Here is a 19578-nt window from a genome sequence, read left to right as displayed (position 1 = left end):
CTCCTTTACTCCTCGATTTTAAAGCGATTAATAAGACTATTCAAATTTTGGGCCATAGCACTTGCCTGTTCGGAACTCGCCGCGACAGTTTCAATGGTTGCTGTTGTTTCCTCAATTGCTGTTGAAACTTCTTGAGCGTCCTGATTTGTAGACTCGATGATTTCAGCGACGGCTTCAATGAGCTCTACGATCTTATCGGATGAAGCAACTTCATCGTTCGTTACTTTGGCAATTCCATCAATATCACTGACAGTTTCCTTAACTGCCGCCAAAATGTTTTCTAAAGACTCTCCTGCTTTGTTGACTTCTTCCACCCCTATTTCAACTTCAACCAAACTATCTTTCATGGCAATAACGGCACTATCCGTATTTTCGGTGATCTTGGAAATAAGCTGTGAGATATTCATAGCCTCGGCATTGGATTGCTCTGCCAATTTCCTGACCTCCTCCGCAACAACGGCGAACCCTCTGCCTGATTCCCCTGCGCGAGCAGCTTCGATGGCCGCATTTAAGGCCAATAAATTCGTTTGATCCGCAATGCCGGTTATGGTGGCATTGATCATGCCAATTTTTTGAGAGTACTCATTAAGGAGTCCGATGACTTTCTCCGCTTCCTTTGTCTTGTTATGGATTGTATTCATGCTTTTCATCACTACGTTTACAGTGGCTTTTCCTTCAGTGGCCGTTTTAATAGAAGTTGAGGATTTCGCGCTGGCCGACAAAGCTTTGTCCTTGGCTATCTGAATAAGAGCCGAAAGCTCTATTAAAACTTGTGAAGTTTCCGTACTTGAATTGGAGGCACTTATCATTGATTGGGCAACCATCTGGTTCCTTTGAGAAACCGTTACTGCTGTCGCCGACACTTCCGCCGAAGAAGCCGCCATTTCCTGAGAGGCTGCAGCCAGGTCAACCGAACTGTTTTTGACTGACTTAACAATTTCCAGCTGCGAGGCAATCATGGTGTTAAAGGACTCACAAAGCTGACCAACTTCGTCACTCGTTTCAACTGAGGCCTTTAACAGCAAGTTTCCTTCACAGGCCTGAGCCATTAAACCCTGTAAGACTTTGATAGGAGATGTGATTCTGCGGGCAGCAAATATTCCAATTAAAATTCCTAAAATAGCTACCAGAACAGTTACTAAACCGGCAATTTCTTTGACGCGCTTTGTATCATAATAGGTGTTATTCACCGCTTGGTTGACCGTGCTCATGCGATAATTTTTGGCTTCTTCAATCTTCGCCAGCAGTTGACTGGATTGGGGCGCTAATTCATTAACCGCAACTTGCATAGCACCGTCCCTATTGCCTGCCTTCAATAAAGGGATGAATTTTGTATTGACGATTTCGGCATATTTCTGGTCCAGAGCTTTCGTGTCCATGGCTAATTGGCGCGATGTATTTAAAACAGCATCATTGATAAGTTCGTCTTCAAGCTTTATATTCAGTTGAGCTAAGCGGTAATATTCATTGAGATACTGCTCTTTCCCATAGAGTAGATACGCTCTCAGATTAGATGACTCTAAAGCGGCATTGTAGGCAATATCATTATTTTTCTGCATCCGCGGAACTTTACCCATCAGATCACTGCCGGAGGCTTCCGCTTGCGCGCATTCATAAATAATATACGTCAACCCCGCAGTCGCCACTAAAGTTACCAGCAAAAAATAGACAATCATTTTTTTCGCTAATGTCATTTTCATTCTTTTCCTGATCCTACTTATGGTAGGAACCAGTTTCCCCTCCTTCAAATCAAAGCTGGAGTGCTTCTAGCAATACTTTTGTCACAATTTCTCTTCAATATTTCTAATATTTCCACAAGTTTATCATTAGGTAATTTGACTGTCTATAAGAAATAAATATGCTCATGATTAAGAATCAAAATGCTTTGTCAGCCATTAAACTATTCCCTGACGAATTATACGTATATTTGTCAATTAATTCTGATTTTTCCTCAGCCTCGTTAGGAACGATTTCTATTTCTGGCGCTCAATAGCTTTTCCAACAATATCGTCAATAAGCTCTTCCGCACTCGGCTTTCCAAAGTAATACCCTTGTACATAGTTGCATTTCGCATTTACCAGAAAGTTAAGTTGTTCCAAGGTTTCAACGCCTTCAGCAATAGTCTCAATGTTAAGCTTATTAACTAAAGCAATAATTGATTCTGTTAAATCATTACAGGGATTTGAAAAATCAATTTCCTGAATGAAGGATTTGTCAATCTTTAAGAGATCAATAGGGAGCTTTTTTAGATAGCTTAAGGAAGAATAGCCTGTTCCGAAATCATCCAAGGCAATTCTCACACCGCAGTCTCTCAAACTTTTTAATTCTTTGGCAACGCTGTCGTAATTGTTGATAAAACTGCTTTCAGTTATTTCCAATTCGAGGTTCTTGGGATTTAGGCCAGAGGCTTTGACAGCTTTTATAACATATTCGCTAAATTCTTTTTCTCTAAACTGCAGGGGAGATATATTCAGCGACATAATAAGGTCGGAACAGTATTTGTCATTGATCACCTTGCAGGCAAGAATCGCAGTGTTCAATACCCACTTGCCGATCTGGATAATCAGGCCTGTTTCTTCAGCGATGGGAATAAACTCGGCAGGGGTTAACAGACCCATCTCCGGACTGTTCCAGCGTATTAAGGCTTCAAAACCACGAAGCTTGCCACTTATGGTATATTGCGGCTGGTAATACAGTACAAATTCTCGCTGATGTAAGGCTTTTCTTAACAGCCTTTCTATTGTCAGTGTTTTCAAGAACTCATGTTTCATTTTAAAATTAAAAAATTCCAAGCGATTTTTTCCGGACTTCTTAGCAACCTGCATGGCTGTCGCGGCATTTTTCAAAAGTTCTTCATAGGTCTCCCCGTCGTCCGGATAAATTGAAACTCCAATACTTGCTGTGAGACTGATGCTCTCACCTTTGATTTCAAAAGGTTCATCAAATATCTTTCCGATCCGCTTCAAGAGGTTAACGATATCATCTTCCTGTTCCACGTTCTCCAGCAATAAGCCAAACTCATCTCCGTTTAAATGAGAAACAGTATTTTTACCTCGGAGGCATTTTTGCAATCTTGTCGCGGTTTCAACGAGCAGGATATCTCCCACCGCATACCCTAAAGTGTTATTGATCGTTTTAAAATTGTCGATGTTCAGGATAATAATAATGGCTTGATTGGAGTTCTTTCCTGATGTTCTGATAGCATTGTCCAATCGTTCCAAAAAAAGAACTCTGCCGGGCAAATCAGTAATACAGTCATAATACGTCATGTGTTTTATCTTATTTTCATTCTCTATTGTTCTTGTTATATCTCGATTAGTGCCGATAACTCCGACAATCCTTTTCCTCGAATCAAATAATGGAGATAAAGTCACATCATAATAGCCGGTGATCTTGCTCCCTAAGTTCCTTTCATATCTATAAGTAAAAGAATTAACGCCGCCATCAGCTATAACTCTTGTGAAGGCCTCAGTCCATTTCTGGATATAGCCCGGGTCACTCTGAATATCCTTTATCGTCTTCCCGAGAATCATCTCCCTGGGCAATCCCGTAACTTCACAAAACTTTTTATTGATTGTCGTAAAAGCACCTTGCAAATCACAGCTGAAAATCACATCCTGAGAATTGTTGACCAGTGTCTTATAACGCTCTTCACTCAGCGCCATTAACTCATTGTTCCTAGTCATAACCTTGATTTGGCGCCTAAGTTCGTCTTTTGATTCTCTCAGCTCTTTATAAAGGGCAGTTAGGATTAATTCCTCCATCTCTTGTCTCAGCTCTTCTTCCCTTAGGGTTGCTTTATCATTAACCTGCTTAAGATTTTCTTTTCGTAGATCAGTTGTGTCACTGAGGTTGCCTGCTTCAACTCCTGTAGCTTGGGGATCAGAAGACGGATTTAGATATACAGATTCATTATCCACATCTATACCTCCCAACGGCAACTAGGAATGACAGTAACTGGCCAAATTGATTCTTCGCAAATAAGGGTTTCAAGCAATTCCCTCATCTTTAGCTATCTAAATAAAACACTCTCTTCATACTTATACGAGCTTTAGGAGCAAATCATGATACTTATCTTATTCTACAGTTTCCACGAATTACCTTTTTTCGTGCTGCATTATTTTTTAGCTTTACAGATGACTATAAATTTACCGACGACTATAAACTAAGAAAATAACTTATGGATATTTTCAGCTTGCATTCTGACGTATTCAATGATTAAATATTAGAGAACGAATATTCGTTTTTCTGGAAAGGAGTTTTTCCATGCCAAAGGTCAGCCGTCAGCATCAAGAGGCTCGTAAAAATCAAATCATTGAGGCAGCCATTACCTGTTTTTCCCAAAAGGGATTTCACCGCACCTCCATGCAGGACATTGTAGCAGAATCAGGGTTAAGTCCAGGGGCTATTTATCTTTATTTTGACAGCAAGGAAGAGATTATTAAAACTATTGCCGCTACTCGTCACGCCAAAGAAAAAGAGATCATGGCCAAAGCCTTCCACAGTCAAAACGCCGGCAAAGCACTCACTCAGCTTGTTGACATCTTTTTTAATTCTCTGCTGGATACAAACACCAAGCAGCAACGAATTATGGGCGTACAGCTTTGGGGGGAGGCCTTAAGCAATCCCTCAGTTTATGAAATAGTACGCCATGGAATTGATGAGCCAATCCGAGTGCTGACTGAACTAGTAACTGAATATCAGAAGCAAAAACTATTGCCTCAGGAGTTATCTCCTGAAGCAATAGCCCGTGTGATACTTGCCCAATTTCAGGGATTTGTTCTGCAATTCGTCATGGATGAACAGCTTGACATCCAGGAATATATAAAGGCTGTCCATCATTTAATCAACCATTCCTAAGACGCATGAGCCTGGATTCCTTCTTTGATTGCTGAGATTAAAATGATTGCGGGGTAGTTTTAAGGTGATTCCGGCGAAAAGTAACACCAACAAAACAAGACGTTTTCGAGCCGAAATTTGGGATCAGTTACAATACTTTTTCCAGGAGTATAACGATCACCAGCTCCATGGCGTTATATATTTTAAAGATTTGCTGGACTGGGAAGCTATTAAAAAGGCCGTTATCTTATCCATAGATATCGTTCCTCTTCTCAACAGCCGTTTTGTTTTAAACTGTTTCAGGCCCTACTGGCAGGGCTCAGGCAATTACCAAGAGCAGGATGTGATATCTTTATCCTATGCCACAAAACCTGATCAAGAGATAAACAGATTTCTCACCGCTATAACCAATGAATTGACAGGCCCTCAACTGAAGGCGACCGTTGTCAGATGTTCCGGCAAAGACGCCCTTTGCATTGTTATGAATCATATGGTTTGTGACGGAGCAGGATTCAAAGAATATTTATACCTCCTGGCAGCTCTCTATACACGGCAATATGTCCAGGATACCGCACCGTTAAACTTTATATATGGCAGCAGGAGTTCAAGGCAGATCTATCGGCAATTGAACTTTATGACTAAGCTTAAGCTCTTTTTCTTACCCAACGAACCTTTGCAAAACAGGAACGATATTTATTTTCCTCTCAGTCAGGAAAGCGGGCAAGCAACCCCCTATATTTTGAAACATAAGATGCCTCCGGAATTATTTTGCCGTCTTAAGAAATATGGCAGGGACCACGCCGTAACTATCAACGATATTATTTTAGCTGCTTATTACCGAGCACTTTACAATATTGTGGATATTGCGCCGGGGAATTCTCTGACCATTCCCTGCATGGTCGATTTAAGAAGATATCTTCCGGATAAAAAGGCTGACGGTATTTGCAATCTGTCATCAATGATCCTGTGTCACATCGGGTCTGAGATCGGAGACAGCCTGGAAGATACCATCAAGAAGGTTAACCGGGCTATGCAGGCAAAAAAACAAGGATTTCCGGGAATGCATGGTTTAGCCACATTGAATTTACTATTTAGATTTCTGCCTTTTTCTATGGTGAAAAAAATTATTAAAAAGAACTATGTCAATCCGCTAATCGGCATGACAAATATCGGAATTATTGACTCCAATAGGCTGAGATTCGGCAATCTCTTCATCGAAGACGCTTTTGTAACGGGTTCCATTAAATATTTCCCTTACTTTCAGTTAGCACTTACCACCTACAATAATTCCATAACGTTTAGTTTTAACTTTTACGGCTTTGAGCAGGACATTGAAACCATTAAGAGATTCTTCAAACTGCTGGATGATGAATTGAACAAGATTTAAATTGATCCCTAGAAGAACAAACGTTGCGAATCAAAAGCTGGCAAAGCCGATTTTTTTCTTTCTTTCCTGATCACCTTATTGATACCTATATTCCCCGAAAGTTCTGTTTTAAAAAAACAGTGATATTATCTGAGATAATATCACCCTGGCTTATCTATCAATCATCATCAAATTCTTTTTCGTACTTGTGGGCTCTGTACTGATTAAACTTACTAGTGACAAAAAAGATCAATACAAATAATACCAAAAACACAAGTAAGAAAGTTACTGAGCGTTGCCAAGCATAGACCGCTGATTCCTTCATGGCCTTATACATGGTTACTGCCGAGGCAGCCAGAAAAATGGCCATTGCCAGCAATAGGTTTTTTACGGGCTGCCTGTTTCCCCGCTCATTGTAAATACCAACCTTCAGCATATGCATTCTGACCAATTGATACAAGGGAGCTAAGATCAAAATCAAATATTCCGTAAGGCACTCTTCTATACTCCTATGAAATACTAAGGTTTTTATGGAAAATGAGATAGCTATTCCCAATAGAATAATAGTTGCCATTTCACTTCGGATCTTATTCTTAGCTTGTCTAATTCTTTCATCTCGCATAAATCATACCTCCCAAAAAATCTCATCCAAGGTTTTGCCCAAGGCCTTGCATATAGCTATACACAACTGCAGTGATGGGTTAAATTTGCCCGCTTCAATCATCCCGATCGTTTGCCTGGTTACACCGACGGCTTGTGCTAATTGCTCTTGGGACATATCCATGATAGCTCGTGCCGACTTCATTTTAAGGTTTTTCAAGCATGTCCCCCCCTACATTGCATATTATACAATATATCAATCAAAATGTAAATTATATATTACATTTTGTGTTTTGTGTTATTGCTCTTTATAGTACTCTCTTTATAGTTTTGAAATTGCAAATTCGCACCCTTTGAACCAATAAAAACAATAATAACCAAAGGGACCTAAGAATTTAGCCTTTAATAAAAGTAAAGAGTTATTGAGGATATCCCCAATAACCCTTTACTCAGTTACTTCCAGAATACGGATTCTTAGCATTTACTCTTCTTATCTACTTTGGTATTTCAGCATTCAGCCATTTCACTTTTTGAACAAATGGTACAGCCGGGACTATGGCTGGGCTATTCCCGGTTGAAACCAGGCGAAGTCGTCGTGCCAGATATAACCGTAATAACCAAAGGGATCCTTTTCCCAACCCGGAAAAGGTCCTATAATTCTTTGAGGATTACCGCCGTCAGCACCGATCAGCCATAAAGAATTGTCTCGTACATACATAATCCGCTTCCCGTCTTTGGACCACTCCGGCTGGTATATGCCCGTGCCCGCAGCTTTTAAGGGATGAGCACCGGAAGCGTCAACGTTCTCGATCCACAATGTGCGGGTGGCTATCCAAGCGGAAAGTTGGCCGGAATCACTAAATCCCCAGACATCATTGCCCAAATTTTGGGCGGCTACAAAAGCAATTTTAGCGCCATCCGGAGACGCTGCCGGATCAATGGCCACACTTCCCTCGGGATTCGGCAGGTTACTGCTGGTTCCTGTCCTCAGATCGCAAACTGCCAGGCTTTTCCCCGTCCAAACGGGACGATTCCCCCCCGCTACCAAGAGCACCTGACCCTTAGGTAAAAAAGAAAGCCAATTCCGATACACCAGTCCATAACTTAAAGTCTTGGACTGCAAGTCGCTTAAGCTAAGACTTTGCAGTTCCAAGCCGTCAGCCGCCAGGGAAGCCGAATAAGAAGGGTCCAGCCAATAGAGCAATCCTTTGCCGTCGGGCCACCAGGCCTCTACTTTAATCCCTGTATCGACAGGAGCTTGCAACACTCGGGTTGTCCGACCGTTCTCAATATTGAAGGTATAAAGAATATCCTGACGATCTTGAGGATTGGAGGAATTCTGATCTGGAGCCGGTCCGCTGTAACAAGTCAAAAATTTACCGTCGGGGGACCAACCGGCGTAACCGGAAAATTTCCCGGTGCCTGGAACTTGATAGGGCTTTCCTTCTGCCGGAATCACCCAAATTCCATCCTGTCCCTCCGCTGCCAAAACATTTGCTGTCGGTGACCAGGAAATATTAGATACCTCCTGCAACTCCGGAAAGGCCTGGACTTGATGAATTTGCTCTCCATCTCTGCGAACCAGCCAAAGCTGCCTATTGTCTTCAGTCTGCCCGTTGGAAAACATAAACGCAATCCACTGACCGTCAAAAGACCAGGCCGGGGAATAAGCTTGACCGGAAGTCGTAAGCTGCTTCAGTTCACCAGTGTCACCGTAAAGCAGATAGAGCAGTCCCTGCCAGGTGAAAGCCAGATCCCCTTCATGCTTCAAAGCTGCCGCATTGAGATTCAGCGAACTCTCAACAACCTTCTGATCGAAGGATTGGTCCGCCACTTGCGTCCAGGTATGCCCGCCATCCTGCGTTTTCCATAAAGAGCCGTCAATAATTCCCCAGCCCATTTGGTCGGAAACAAAATCAAGCTGACTTAAGCCGGTGAGATCAATATCCGGTTTAACCGGGTTAAAACTGCGCATGCCGTCGGCTGTATAAAACAGCTCGTAACCGTCACTTACAAAAGCCTGCTCTGCAGCGATAATACTGGTATGAAAACCTCGAAACGGTTCTTGGCTGCTCCGGACAGGCGTTGCGGCTTGCCAGTCTTCTCCCCCGTCCTGGGTAAGATAGAAGACCAAAGCCGGTGTTTGACCTCTCAATTCAACGGGCAACACTCCCTTTTGCCCTTGGAAAAAACAGGGTGGATTGCTGCTCGCCGAACCGCCTTGGGCTTGATAACCGGAGGGTACCGCCAAGGTCTGGGGAGTCCAGGTCACGCCTCCATTAGCTGTCCTGTACAGCCATATCCCATCCCCATGAGAAAAGCCTGTCAGCCAGCCTTTATCGCTGCCGGAGAACACAAGACCGTTTTTGATTCCGGCAAAAGGCAGGCCATTGGCTGGTTTGAGAGCCGGACTCGCCGAAGCTATTGATTTCCAGGTTGCACCTCCGTCCGCTGTTTGAAAAAGCTCATCAGATTCCGAACCCATGGCAGCGCCATACCTGGCTAAAAGGCAGCCGTGTTCGGCATCGGCAAAAGAAAGTTCGGCATCAGAACATAAATTTGAGCCGGTACTGATTTCCGACCTATCCCAATTCTGCCCGCAATTTGTCGTACGCCAAATAACTATTCCGGGAGAGGTTTCCTGAGCAAAAGCCAGCACCGCGTTTTGCTCATCCAGGCAAAACCACGAACTCACAGGCAAATTGGCCTGACCTTGGGGCGTAACCTGCGCCCAACTAGCCCCGCCGTCAACTGTCCTGAAAACGGATTCCCTGGTATAGGCCCATCCTATCCGATCATCAACCATATGTATAGACGTCAGCAAGTTCTTTTCATTACGGGTGACAGAGTTTGGCCTAAGCTGACTGCCGGCCGCCGTACTTTCCGGTATTTGACCACAGCCGGCAAGCACAACAATAAGGATAATTATCAAATTGAAAAAAGTAAACATTGGCTGCTTGGGTTTAAAACCCATGGTAAAGGAAGTTTTCATTTTCATATAATTTTCCCCCTTGGCCTTGAGAGTTCTTGGGAACTTCCGGGATTTTCCCTTGTTCAGAAACATTGCGAATATGATATTTTAGGCTATGGAATAAGACTTATTTCCAACCAACTATGACCGCCATCCTTAGTCTTGTATAATTTCCAAATATCTTGAGACGATTTATCCCTTGCGGGAATAAATGTAGTCACGAAACCGACAGTAGAGCTAATCAAGTTTAAATCTTCAATTCCCGTAAACTCTACATTAGGCGTGATCTTAGTCCAATGTTTACCACCATCTATTGTCGAGCGAATCCCATTTTTATCAATAACCCAGCCCTCTTCTAAACTTACAAAGTCCGAGACGAATGGCCCTATAACAGTAATTGGCCTGGACGGAGTCCAACTCTTACCGCTATCTGTTGTACTATAAAAGGCTACTTTGCCTGAATTATCTTCTTCCCCATGAAAAGTAGCCTTAAAAATACCTTCATTGCTTGAAAAAAACTTCGGAGGAGATGTGTAAGGGTAAGCATAAAGCTTGGCAATGGTTGGAGGGTAAGGAATGTCCTGAGTTTTCCAAGTATGTCCACCGTCGTTAGTCTCATAAAGCCATAGGTCATCCGAGCTGCCAATTCCTCCCGTGGACCAGCCATTTTGAGAATCCTGGAAATTCATACCCGATTTGTGACCCGCAAAGGGCAGCGATCCGGGAGTTTGGAGATCGGCTTTTGCGTCCATGATTTCCGACCAATGGTTTCCTCCATCTGTGGTGGCATATAATTCAACCTCAAAGCTTCCCATAGCACCGCCTTGTGTATTCGCCAACAGCCAACCGTGTTCATCATCGATAAAGTCTAAGGAAATAATCCCCGTTATATTGCTCAAACGAGTAATAACCCAGTTATCTCCGCCATCATCTGTATGAAGTACAATTGTACTAGGTTCGTCAGATGATCCAACAGCGATCCAGCCGGCTTTGGGACTGCTGAAATCTATGACCAAGCCATTAAAAAATTCTCCAAACGTTAATTCAGGATAAGTTAAGGAACCCCATGTTTTTCCGCCATCAGTAGTACGCCGCAACCCTTTAGCATAAATCTCAAAACCCAGAGTTTCATTGACCATTTTAACGTATTTGATTTCGTTTACGTCTTTTAGATTCTGCGCAGGGACCTGTATGCTAACGGGTTTAGTATCGGGTTGAGTTGAAGTAGGTCGAATTGGATAACTAGACTCTGCAACCATAAGCACGACAATTACAGCGGAAATTATGATTAAGCTAAAAAAAGCTAAACCGGAAGCACGTTTCATAGCTGGTTCCTTTCTTTCCAGTCTCAATACCTGTTACGGTTGTTCCATAAACCGACCAAGGCTCTAACATGCCCAAAACCTATTCAATAAGACACCAATCCCCGGGAAAACGAATAACAACTTTGAAGGTTTCTTGCTTTTCATAATATCGAGTACCAGGCGTCACAGGAGCACCCGTAAAAAATTTCACTCATCCCTTTCAGCATCAGTCAATTCGTCAACCTTCCTTATTTTCCAGTTCCCCTCTTCTTTGGCCAAGGAAAATACCGTATTAAAGACCGAACCCGACTTTCCCTCGCTGCGCACTATTTTTTCCTGTCCTGCTATGTCTGCGGTGGCAGTGTTGCCGGTTACCGTGAGTATGGGATCATTAAAGGAAACGGCATACTCCTTTATTTTCAGCGGACTCCACACCTGGAAATCCTGCCGCCAGTTGTTGACCCCGTCCCTGTCTTGGCCCGTCGGCAAAAGGTAGCCGTATTTCCGGGTTAAAACGGTGAGATCATTGCTCTTTAGCGCCTCGCCGAAGGTCGTGTAATAGTCCTGGACAGCAGCCATTATTTCCGTTTTATCCCTGTCTGCGCTGGGTTTGCTCGGATTATCGAGGTCAATATTAAGCACAGCATCCTCCTGCCTAATCCCCAGCCTGGTTATTTTAAGGGCCGCATCTCCCAGAAAACCATCCTGACCTGCCGGAGGTTCGCCCGTGAATATCAACATTTGGTCTTGGCCAAGCGGCTTGGATGAGCCGTCTATCAATAGGGGGCAAGGTATTTTATAATTATCGGCCTTCTTGTAAATACCGGCATCAATGGCCCCATCCACCGGCTGACCTGTTGAATCCAAAACACGGTAGTTCAACACCCAGGTCCCCTTGTCTCTTCCTCGGGTAAAGGACTTCAAATCAACGCTGTAGTTAGCAAGCGACAATTTCCGGTTGATATCGAGCTTATCCTTGACCCCGTCTAAAGGAATGATTTCATTCAGGCTGTAAGTACCGTAAATATCCGTTAGCCGGACTTGAAGCGTATTGGACGTCAACCCATCAAAATATGCACGGCCCACGCGCGTTTTCATATCCCGGGATATTCGGTAAGACGGTCCGATACCAACGATTTCGGACAGGTGAGGCTCCAGATTCCGGCCGTTAGCGGACAAGAACAAAGTCTGGGGATAGCTCTTATGCCAGTAATCGGACAACCAGCCGTGCTCGATTCCGTCATAATTCCCCAGAGCAGTCAACTGGAAATGCAGGCCGGTTTCGCTTATCCCTTTCCCGATAGAGTCCACTGTCAGCCGGTACCCTTTTCGTTCCAAGGTTTCATTCAAGCGGTACTCCTGGCTATAGTTTCCTTCCACCGTCTTAAAGTCAATGTCTTTTAAGGTTAAGCTTACATTTCCTCCATAGCCTACCGGACCACCGAAAAATTCCAAACGCAAGGCGGCAGGAGCTGCCTCAAGGGCATCGAAGGTAAGCAAAGTCTTGCCGGAAGGCAGTTTTTGGGAGAAAGTGCTTCTGCCCAATTCCTGGTCCTGATCACCGAAAAGATCCGCAGTCAGATAATCGCCAGTTCCTTTAATCTCACCATCGACCGCGGCAATCATAAAGGTATGGGGTTTATCCAGCAGTATCTTCTCTATAGTCACCTTAGTCCCCTTGCAGTCCACCGATCGGTTTACCGCAACAAACTGTCCGTGTTGCTCGGCCAAAGCAAACCTATTCTGATTTTCACTGTTAGCGGAACGAGCCGGCAAGGCTGAACAGCCCGCCATTAAAAGCAGGAAAACAAAGAATACGCAAAGAAAAGGTATTCTTCTCAAGCCACCTTTTCGTTTTAAACAGATTGTTGATTGGAGACAGTACTTATCTTCGCAGCGTAGAACATTCTCTACTGCCCCAAAGGTTTGATATGGAGTCTGCAAACGCTTATCTTCGTACAAAAAGTAATAACCTCCTTTGAACAGAGTTATTTTTGAAGACTAACTATGTTTTTTCACAAAGGTTGCAAATTTCTCTAAGAAATCAGATTAAGTCTATAGGGCCAGAGCCGAAACAAGAAACAAAAATGATCATTAAGCGGATAAACTTTGAAGTCAAACTCTTGCCGCCAGCCCTCCTCCGCCTTCCCCATTTTGCTCAGGACCTGGACCAGGCAGAAAGAACGGTAAATTTTAGAAAGGTTTCTTTTCCTTAACAATATCAAATATGAAGAATAAGTTCTTTACGAAAAATTTAAGAAAGACCTTGACTTTGATTTTCTTGGCTTATAGGAAAGAAATTAAAAAATAGCCCTTCCTAATTGTTCAGGAATAGGCTATTTTTAGTTCAAAATATGGCAATTAGGCATGTGAAAATGTGCTAGAAACCTGCTATTTTGTTTTGCGATTTTTAACGTTCACTTTAAAATGGAACCTTTATTAATCGACATACCTGATTTTTGAACATACGATTACCTCATGGATTCGGCAATCTTTAGCAATGTGTCCCGATCAGCACCACTGCAGGAAATCCTGAACCAATACTTGCCATCAGACCAATTGACGAAACTGGGTAAAGAGGTTTTGGGCTGAAAAACCATCAGACCGTCGTAACTGCCAATTCTAACCTTTTCAACGGTAAATCCTTGATCAGGGTTAACCATCGTTACATCAGGTGAATTAGTTTGCCTGATATCCAGGAGTTCAGATTCCAGCGCACTGACTCCCCCTGTTCTATCTTTGACAAGTAATTTTTCAGTAACCCTTATCGCAACTGTTTCGGATGAGTTAAAGCGGCCAACTAAAGTAGGGGTATCGCCGTTTATAATCACGCCTTCAGGAAGGTAAGCCGGAAGTCTGATGGGGATTTTCGCAACTTGTTTAGCATGGGAAAGCGTCGTTGGTAAAAAAAGGGTAGGTGTTATTTCCGCTACTTTTTCACCGATATTTTGCACAAAGGTTAGGGTAAACGTGCCCATTTCATTTTTCAGAAACCAGGATTTCTGGATATTCGCCAGGGCAGGAGTTATCGTGCAAAGCGGTATGGCCATAGCCAACAATAGAACTGCAGCCGCTAAACCCAGCCTACGTATATATAGCCTTCTAAGGCGTCGAAACCTTTGTTTTGTTTGAATAGTCCTCCACAATTCCTGCGGTATTTCGATACCATCTACCGCTCTGTGAAGCCCCGCTCTTATAAGATTTTCAGGCATGATTGTCACCTCTCAATAGTTTCATCGCCACAGGAAAATCCTTGCGCAAACCCTCTCTAGCTCTATTTAAACGGGACTTTACAGTTCCCAAGGCGATATGCAGCGTATTAGCGATCTCCTCTTCACTTAGATCCGAATAGTAGCGAAGTACCAAAGGAACGCGTAGTTTGACCGGCAGCCTTTGCACTAATTCCCAAATTTCAATACCCTGTTCTTTACTTAAAGCAACAAATTCGGGATTGTGAGCTGATGGTGACAAACTGTTGGGGATTTTGTCCGTTGGAATAGGCCATCGTTTCATCCTTCGAGTCAAACGCATCGCTTCATTAACTACTATGCGATAAAACCATGCCCGGAAGGACTCACCTTCCCGGAAACGATTTATGTTCTTGAACGCTCTTAGGAAAGCTTCCTGGCAGACGTCTGCCGCAATGTTCGGGTTTCTCACTAAAATAAGCGCTGTTCCATAGGCAAATTGAACATGTTGCTGATAGAGTTCTGCAAACGCGGCCTCGTCTTGAATTTGACACCTCCGAATTAGTTCTACCTCTTCACTGGGCATTTAAGAACGACTCCTCCCTGCCTGATCAAATACTCCTTAGTAATACCCACGCTTGCTCAATTTGGTTCCATTGTTGAGAAAATTTTTAAGCTCTTTGTTACAATATCAGCGTACAGGATATTGCCAAATGGAATAACATCATATTAAATTAAAAAGAATTATAAGGAAATATTACAGCAAATGAGTTTTAAAAAATACCTTGAAGGTGACGAGAACAAAACAGATAAAAATACACTTAAAGCATTTCGTAATACTTTTATAATCCAAAAACCAGAAGAAGAATTGGGTTCTGATATTAACGCAACCTTAAAGCGGTTAAGATTAAAAGTGAAAATAAAATATCATGATTAAAAGAGCCAATACAGGCTTTTTTAATCATGATATTATCTACATTGTTCTTAAACATGGCCTTAACTCCTAAGTAAGACAAAAGCGACAATTATGGAAAGCCTGCGAGCAAGAAAAGACTTGCCCTCTTTGTTGTCAAGCCTGGTTTCAACACTCTTCAGTTATTAGGTCTTAAATTGTTGTAATAGGCCTGCTTTGCAGCAGGTAAAACTCCCCTAAGCCATAACTCCACTCGATATCCTGAGGTACTCCATCAAAATGTTTTTCTATCCGGAGACATAGACAGGCCAACTCCCGAACCTGTTGGGAGGTTAAGCATCCTCGGGCCGGGTATCCGGGGCGAGTAAGGGGTGAAGGCGACAGCCCTTTTTTCGGAGCAGGAGTAAACTTAAGAACTGCACCATCGGGACGTCTGGCAAGCCATTGATCAGGTATGATTTCTCCTTGAACTAAAGCCTCGCCCACACCATATGCGGCATTAATCATCAGCTCACTGGGGTCATTGGAAAGCGGGTTCACTGTAAAAACCACTCCTGAGACCTCATGCGGCGCCATTTCCTGAATGATTACAGCTAAAGTAACTTCACTCTCTCCAAATCCTTGCAAGGAACGATAATAGACTGCTCGGGGAGCCCAAAGGGAAGCCCAGCATTTTTTTATAGCTTTGAGAACCGCACTTTCTTCTTGGATATTGAGATAAGATTCTTGTTGACCGGCAAAACTTGCCCTGAGGAGATCTTCAGCCGTAGCCGAAGAGCGCACCGCAACTTTAGGGCTTCCCATCTTTCTATAAGCTTCAAGAACTTCCAGGGTTATTTCGTCAGACAAGTCAACATTTTCTATTTCCATCTGAATCTTAGTGGCTGCATTTTTTAAAGCTGATAAGTCCTGGACGTTAACTTCCGGTAAATGAATACTCTTCAGGCAACGACGGTACCCTTCAACCGTTAAAACAAAACCCTGGGGTACTTTCATTCCTGCCAGTACTAATTCTCCGAGATTAACCCCTTTTCCACCGGCTAAAGAGAGGTCTTCTTTTCTTAATTCTTCCAGTAAACGCACATATTTCATCGCTTTATTCTCCATTTAACGATCATCTGTTGATTATTCTCGATCCAGGACTTGAAGCTTTCCCGCAGCTCCGTCTACTCGAACACGCTGTCCATTATGCAAGATCTTGGTTCCCATAATTGTGCCGACTACCGAAGGAAGCCTGTATTCTCGGGAAACGATCGCAGCGTGGGATAAAGCTCCACCCGAATCGGTGATTAAGGCCGCCACACGCGGGAATAATACTGTCCAAGTCGGCGTAGTAAAGGGACATACTAAGACCTCCCCCTCTTGTACCAAAGGAAACTCCTCAGCCGTATGAATAATCCGCACGGGGCCTTCGGCAACTCCTGGAGAACCAGGAATGCCAAACAGCTCTCCTTCAGGAGACAGCTCCAGCGACACTCCCTGTCCAGCTTCAAGAAGGGACACTTGTTTCACAAAAATCTTCATTCCTTCCGCCGCAACTGGAGGAAATACATGCCAAGGGGGGTCGATGGGCATTTTTCCAATAGTTAGGGGAGGCACTAAAGTGAAATTTTTGCCATGATCTGCCTTCCTTTCGGCCACCAGCTCTTTCAAGCCAGCAAGGTTGTAATTCTTTCTAAGGGCCGAGAGTAGTTCTTCACGGTAGAGAAACAAAATGTCCTCCGGATGTTCCAAGATATTATCCTGAACAAATCTTCGACCGGCCTCCATTGCCGCATAACGCGTGTGACTAAGGGGAACAGTCAATAAAACGTAGTCATGGATTTCGCTTAACGGCTGTGCTTGCTCGGCTAATTTAAGCCAGGTGGAGAACTCCTCCCGCTCCTTCCCCGTTAAAGTGTTGCGGAGTTCTTTAATCCGCTGCATCCGGTACGTTTGAAAAGCAGAGTCTTCAGTCATTGACTCATCTGAATTCATTAATCCCTTGATAATCCCGACTACTATCTCCGGCATTTCTTTCCATGTGGGCGTGAACTCAAAACTATCCGCCGGCCGATCTCCTTCAGTTTCCAGGAATCGATCGAGCTCTTCTTTAAACCAAGTATGAGATAACTGTTGGAGTGCTTTTTCACAAAATGAAGAGAACAAAATATTGCTGACCATCGGATCTGCAGCGGCACGCTGTGCCAACTTTGAAAGATGATTTATCGTGTTTAATACCGCAGGATCATTTGTCTGAACTAATTCGTAGGCTTCAAATTCGGTTAGATTAAAGAGTCTTTCACATACCTCCACCCATCGTCCACGCATGTACATGCCCAGCGCGACGATCTTAATATGTGGATTCCAGGCCCAGCATAAAAAGTCATAGCATTGCTCAAGGTGATTAGCCAGTTCTTCTAAACTTGCGTTGGTCCGATCAAAATCTCGGATCGGTTCGAGACGCCTCCGAGCTTCCGGCTCCCATACATCCCGCCACGTCTGGACGTGATTCTCAAACCCTTTTTCTTTTATAAACTGGTCAAAGCCCAAGATCCGTCTGCGAAGCTTCGGGTTAATCCGCCACAAATGAAAAAGAAACGGAAATCGCTCCATAATTGGCGGAGGATCTCCTCCAAGTGGTTCGATACGCTGAAAGACATAACCATGGAGAACAAGATAAGCATATTTAAGAGAAGGCATAGACCACTCCTCATAAGCATGAGCTGACCCTACTTCGACAGGTCTGAGTCCGTAAGAGACAAAAAGCGGATGTACCGGTCTCGGCCAATGGATATTATCACGCATCCAGAATCCCTTAGCTTCCCAAAGAGACATTACTATCTACCCCCCCATTTTAAATTGCTTTCTCACTGTTCTATCATGGCACCTGCTAAGTAGGTGTTTACTGCAGATAGAATAGCGGATAAAAGGTCCTCTTGCTGACCATAGTGATACCATCTCACCAAGTGAACCATATATAACCCATCAATATCGTGAGCCAGATCCTGAGGCGATCGTTCTCTGGTTATAACTCCAGCACTCTGACCCCGTTTAAAGGCTTCTGTTATCAATCTGCGGAAAAGCGGCCCTTGCGAATGTTCCGACGTTTGTCCGCGTTTCATCTTTTCCAACAGAGTGACCAGGACAAGTTCCGGCTTTTTTAAGGTCCACTCAACGGCATTTGCAATGAGTGCTTTAATTTGATTATCTGTTCCCGGAGTTGTTGCAAAAAAATTGTCAATTTGCTCTGTCGTTAATTCTTCAGACTCATAAAATATTTCAAGAGCTAAATCCTCTTTGGTCTGAAAATAATTGTAAAAAGTTCCCCTTGCCACCCCAGCTGCGCCAGTGATCTCTTCAATGGTTGTTTCCGCAAACCCATTAGTCTTGAAAAGGTCTTCACCGGCTCGTATAAGAGCTGATTTTACTTCTGCCTTTTGTTTATCTCTTAATTTCATTCCATTTTCACCCCAATATGATAGGTAGAATTAACTTAAAATTGTTTACATAGTTCATTTTTTATACTATGTTCATAAAATATTATGATTCATTATATTTTCAAAAAGTTCAACTGTCAAGAACATCCTTTTGTTCAAATTAAAGGACCACGCCTACCATCGTGGTCCCGTCAATAATTCTCCAACCTATTTGGGGAGAAACAAAATCAAGCCGGCTGTGGGATTAGCAGGTCGTTACTCCGCCACATCTCAATACCGGTCGTGCTGGGTCGCGCTTAACCTGCTGATAAGTATCGTAGTCACCATTCCAAACCATTCTCGGAAATTGTAAATTATCCGGACTAGACATCATACCTGATAGTTTTCTTAATTGCAGCATAAAGCAGAAATCCGAGCAGCCCGCCAAAAGTATTGAGGATAAGGTCATCAATATCTGTTGATCTGCCCGTAAATAATTGAACAACCTCAATTGCCAGAGAAATACAAAAACACATCCGTACTGCCCGTTTCGCTAGCGCGAATTTTTTCCACAGAGCAGGCAGCATAAACCCTATCACGGAAAACATACCTATATTCCCTAATAGTTGGATTATTTGTTGATCAGGATAGCCGCCTTTGGAAAAAATTCTCCCGATGATTACGAATGACTGGAAAGGAATCAAATTAATCCGGTCAAAGGAGTTCATTGAGATGCCTATCCGCCCGGAAGCTAATCCTCCCAGAGGAATAATCGTTTGTGAGGCAAGCCCCACCATAAACAAGGTGAAAACAGCTACTCCCAGTTCATGGAGTAACTTTAGTTTTGATCCTTGTTTTTTTCTTGCTAAATAGATCCCCACCCTGACAATTAGCAATATCGGAAAGGCGATCATCATATACGGCAGCATATTAACGATGTAACAGATAATTAGTTCCATCCTAATTCCTTTCCCTACCAAGCCGGCACCGGGAGATAGC

General features: G+C 43.4%; 16 protein-coding genes. 3 read left to right on the top strand and 13 right to left on the bottom strand.

Translation table 11 applies throughout. The features are described from left to right. Positions 1-5: 5 nt before the first annotated feature. Both REC12_RS25520 and REC12_RS25515 read right to left on the bottom strand, forming a co-directional pair. Entirely contained in the window at positions 6-1694 is a 1689-nt protein-coding gene (locus REC12_RS25520) for a methyl-accepting chemotaxis protein (protein ID WP_308899104.1), read from the bottom strand. Between the two features lie 279 nt (positions 1695-1973). Further along, positions 1974-3920 (bottom strand): sensor domain-containing protein, encoded by a 1947-nt coding sequence (locus tag REC12_RS25515; RefSeq protein WP_308899103.1) that lies wholly within the window; start codon positions 3918-3920, stop codon positions 1974-1976. 346 nt (positions 3921-4266) lie between these two features. Between REC12_RS25515 and REC12_RS25510 the strand changes: the two genes are divergently transcribed. Next, positions 4267-4860, top strand: coding sequence for a TetR/AcrR family transcriptional regulator (locus tag REC12_RS25510; protein WP_308899101.1), 594 nt, complete (start codon positions 4267-4269; stop codon positions 4858-4860). A gap of 64 nt (positions 4861-4924) precedes the next feature. Further along, positions 4925-6226, top strand: coding sequence for a hypothetical protein (locus REC12_RS25505; RefSeq protein WP_308899099.1), 1302 nt, complete (start codon positions 4925-4927; stop codon positions 6224-6226). Positions 6227-6383: 157 nt separating this feature from the next. Here REC12_RS25505 and REC12_RS25500 read toward each other — a convergent pair whose 3' ends face one another. The 7 genes from REC12_RS25500 to REC12_RS25470 all read right to left on the bottom strand — a co-directional run bounded on the left by REC12_RS25500 (position 6384) and on the right by REC12_RS25470 (position 14854). Continuing rightward, positions 6384-6827 (bottom strand): DUF6773 family protein, encoded by a 444-nt coding sequence (locus tag REC12_RS25500; protein ID WP_308899098.1) that lies wholly within the window; start codon positions 6825-6827, stop codon positions 6384-6386. Positions 6828-6830: 3 nt separating this feature from the next. Then, entirely contained in the window at positions 6831-7025 is a 195-nt protein-coding gene (locus REC12_RS25495) for a helix-turn-helix transcriptional regulator (protein WP_308899096.1), read from the bottom strand. Positions 7026-7358: 333 nt separating this feature from the next. Continuing rightward, entirely contained in the window at positions 7359-9803 is a 2445-nt protein-coding gene (locus REC12_RS25490; protein ID WP_308899094.1) for a hypothetical protein, read from the bottom strand. Between the two features lie 86 nt (positions 9804-9889). Then, positions 9890-11101: a WD40/YVTN/BNR-like repeat-containing protein gene (locus REC12_RS25485; RefSeq protein WP_308899093.1), complete on the bottom strand. Its 1212-nt coding sequence runs from the start codon at positions 11099-11101 to the stop codon at positions 9890-9892. A 186-nt stretch (positions 11102-11287) separates the two neighbouring features. Then, complete coding sequence (locus REC12_RS25480; RefSeq protein WP_308899092.1) at positions 11288-13042, bottom strand: hypothetical protein; 1755 nt, start codon at positions 13040-13042, stop codon at positions 11288-11290. 509 nt (positions 13043-13551) lie between these two features. Further along, the gene (locus tag REC12_RS25475; protein WP_308899090.1) at positions 13552-14292 is read right to left on the bottom strand and encodes a hypothetical protein; all 741 of its coding nucleotides are present in this window, start codon (positions 14290-14292) and stop codon (positions 13552-13554) included. Further along, on the bottom strand, positions 14285-14854 hold the full coding sequence (locus REC12_RS25470) for an RNA polymerase sigma factor (RefSeq protein WP_308899089.1): 570 nt from the start codon (positions 14852-14854) through the stop codon (positions 14285-14287). Before REC12_RS25470 ends, REC12_RS25475 begins: the two co-directional genes overlap by 8 nt. Before the next feature lie 180 nt (positions 14855-15034). On the opposite strand from REC12_RS25470, the gene REC12_RS25465 reads away from it, so the two are divergent. Then, positions 15035-15205 carry a hypothetical protein gene (locus REC12_RS25465; RefSeq protein ID WP_308899088.1) on the top strand — a complete coding sequence of 57 codons (171 nt, stop codon included), beginning with the start codon at positions 15035-15037 and terminating at the stop codon, positions 15203-15205. A 168-nt stretch (positions 15206-15373) separates the two neighbouring features. Here the strand turns inward: REC12_RS25465 and REC12_RS25460 are convergent, their stop codons facing one another. From REC12_RS25460 to REC12_RS25445, 4 genes are all read right to left on the bottom strand, one after another. Further along, the gene (locus REC12_RS25460) at positions 15374-16273 is read right to left on the bottom strand and encodes a PEP/pyruvate-binding domain-containing protein (protein ID WP_308899086.1); all 900 of its coding nucleotides are present in this window, start codon (positions 16271-16273) and stop codon (positions 15374-15376) included. Positions 16274-16306: 33 nt separating this feature from the next. Continuing rightward, a complete protein-coding gene (locus REC12_RS25455; RefSeq protein WP_308899083.1) occupies positions 16307-17998 on the bottom strand; it encodes a PEP-utilizing enzyme in 1692 nt (563 codons plus the stop codon). Between the two features lie 32 nt (positions 17999-18030). Then, positions 18031-18621, bottom strand: coding sequence for a TetR/AcrR family transcriptional regulator (locus tag REC12_RS25450; protein WP_308899081.1), 591 nt, complete (start codon positions 18619-18621; stop codon positions 18031-18033). Between the two features lie 341 nt (positions 18622-18962). Continuing rightward, positions 18963-19538, bottom strand: coding sequence for a VanZ family protein (locus tag REC12_RS25445; protein WP_308899079.1), 576 nt, complete (start codon positions 19536-19538; stop codon positions 18963-18965). Positions 19539-19578 lie beyond the last annotated feature (40 nt).

Origin of the sequence: Candidatus Desulfosporosinus nitrosoreducens (assembly GCF_030954495.1) — a bacterium.
In the GTDB taxonomy this organism is placed as follows: domain Bacteria; phylum Bacillota; class Desulfitobacteriia; order Desulfitobacteriales; family Desulfitobacteriaceae; genus Desulfosporosinus; species Desulfosporosinus nitrosoreducens.
Note: the sequence above shows the minus strand (reverse complement) of the source record. Positions and strands in the feature narration are given on the sequence as shown.

Excerpts from the sequence above, each read along its gene's own strand:
- REC12_RS25510 (WP_308899101.1), top strand. The coding sequence starts at position 4,267 with ATGCCAAAGGTCAGCCGTCAGCATCAAGAGGCTCGTAAAAATCAAATC.
- REC12_RS25465 (WP_308899088.1), top strand. The coding sequence starts at position 15,035 with ATGAGTTTTAAAAAATACCTTGAAGGTGACGAGAACAAAACAGATAAA.
- REC12_RS25450 (WP_308899081.1), bottom strand. The coding sequence starts at position 18,621 with ATGAAATTAAGAGATAAACAAAAGGCAGAAGTAAAATCAGCTCTTATA.
- REC12_RS25520 (WP_308899104.1), bottom strand. The coding sequence starts at position 1,694 with ATGACATTAGCGAAAAAAATGATTGTCTATTTTTTGCTGGTAACTTTA.
- REC12_RS25460 (WP_308899086.1), bottom strand. The coding sequence starts at position 16,273 with ATGAAATATGTGCGTTTACTGGAAGAATTAAGAAAAGAAGACCTCTCT.
- REC12_RS25455 (WP_308899083.1), bottom strand. The coding sequence starts at position 17,998 with ATGTCTCTTTGGGAAGCTAAGGGATTCTGGATGCGTGATAATATCCAT.
- REC12_RS25475 (WP_308899090.1), bottom strand. The coding sequence starts at position 14,292 with ATGCCTGAAAATCTTATAAGAGCGGGGCTTCACAGAGCGGTAGATGGT.
- REC12_RS25500 (WP_308899098.1), bottom strand. The coding sequence starts at position 6,827 with ATGCGAGATGAAAGAATTAGACAAGCTAAGAATAAGATCCGAAGTGAA.
- REC12_RS25445 (WP_308899079.1), bottom strand. The coding sequence starts at position 19,538 with ATGGAACTAATTATCTGTTACATCGTTAATATGCTGCCGTATATGATG.
- REC12_RS25470 (WP_308899089.1), bottom strand. The coding sequence starts at position 14,854 with ATGCCCAGTGAAGAGGTAGAACTAATTCGGAGGTGTCAAATTCAAGAC.
- REC12_RS25490 (WP_308899094.1), bottom strand. The coding sequence starts at position 9,803 with ATGAAAATGAAAACTTCCTTTACCATGGGTTTTAAACCCAAGCAGCCA.
- REC12_RS25485 (WP_308899093.1), bottom strand. The coding sequence starts at position 11,101 with ATGAAACGTGCTTCCGGTTTAGCTTTTTTTAGCTTAATCATAATTTCC.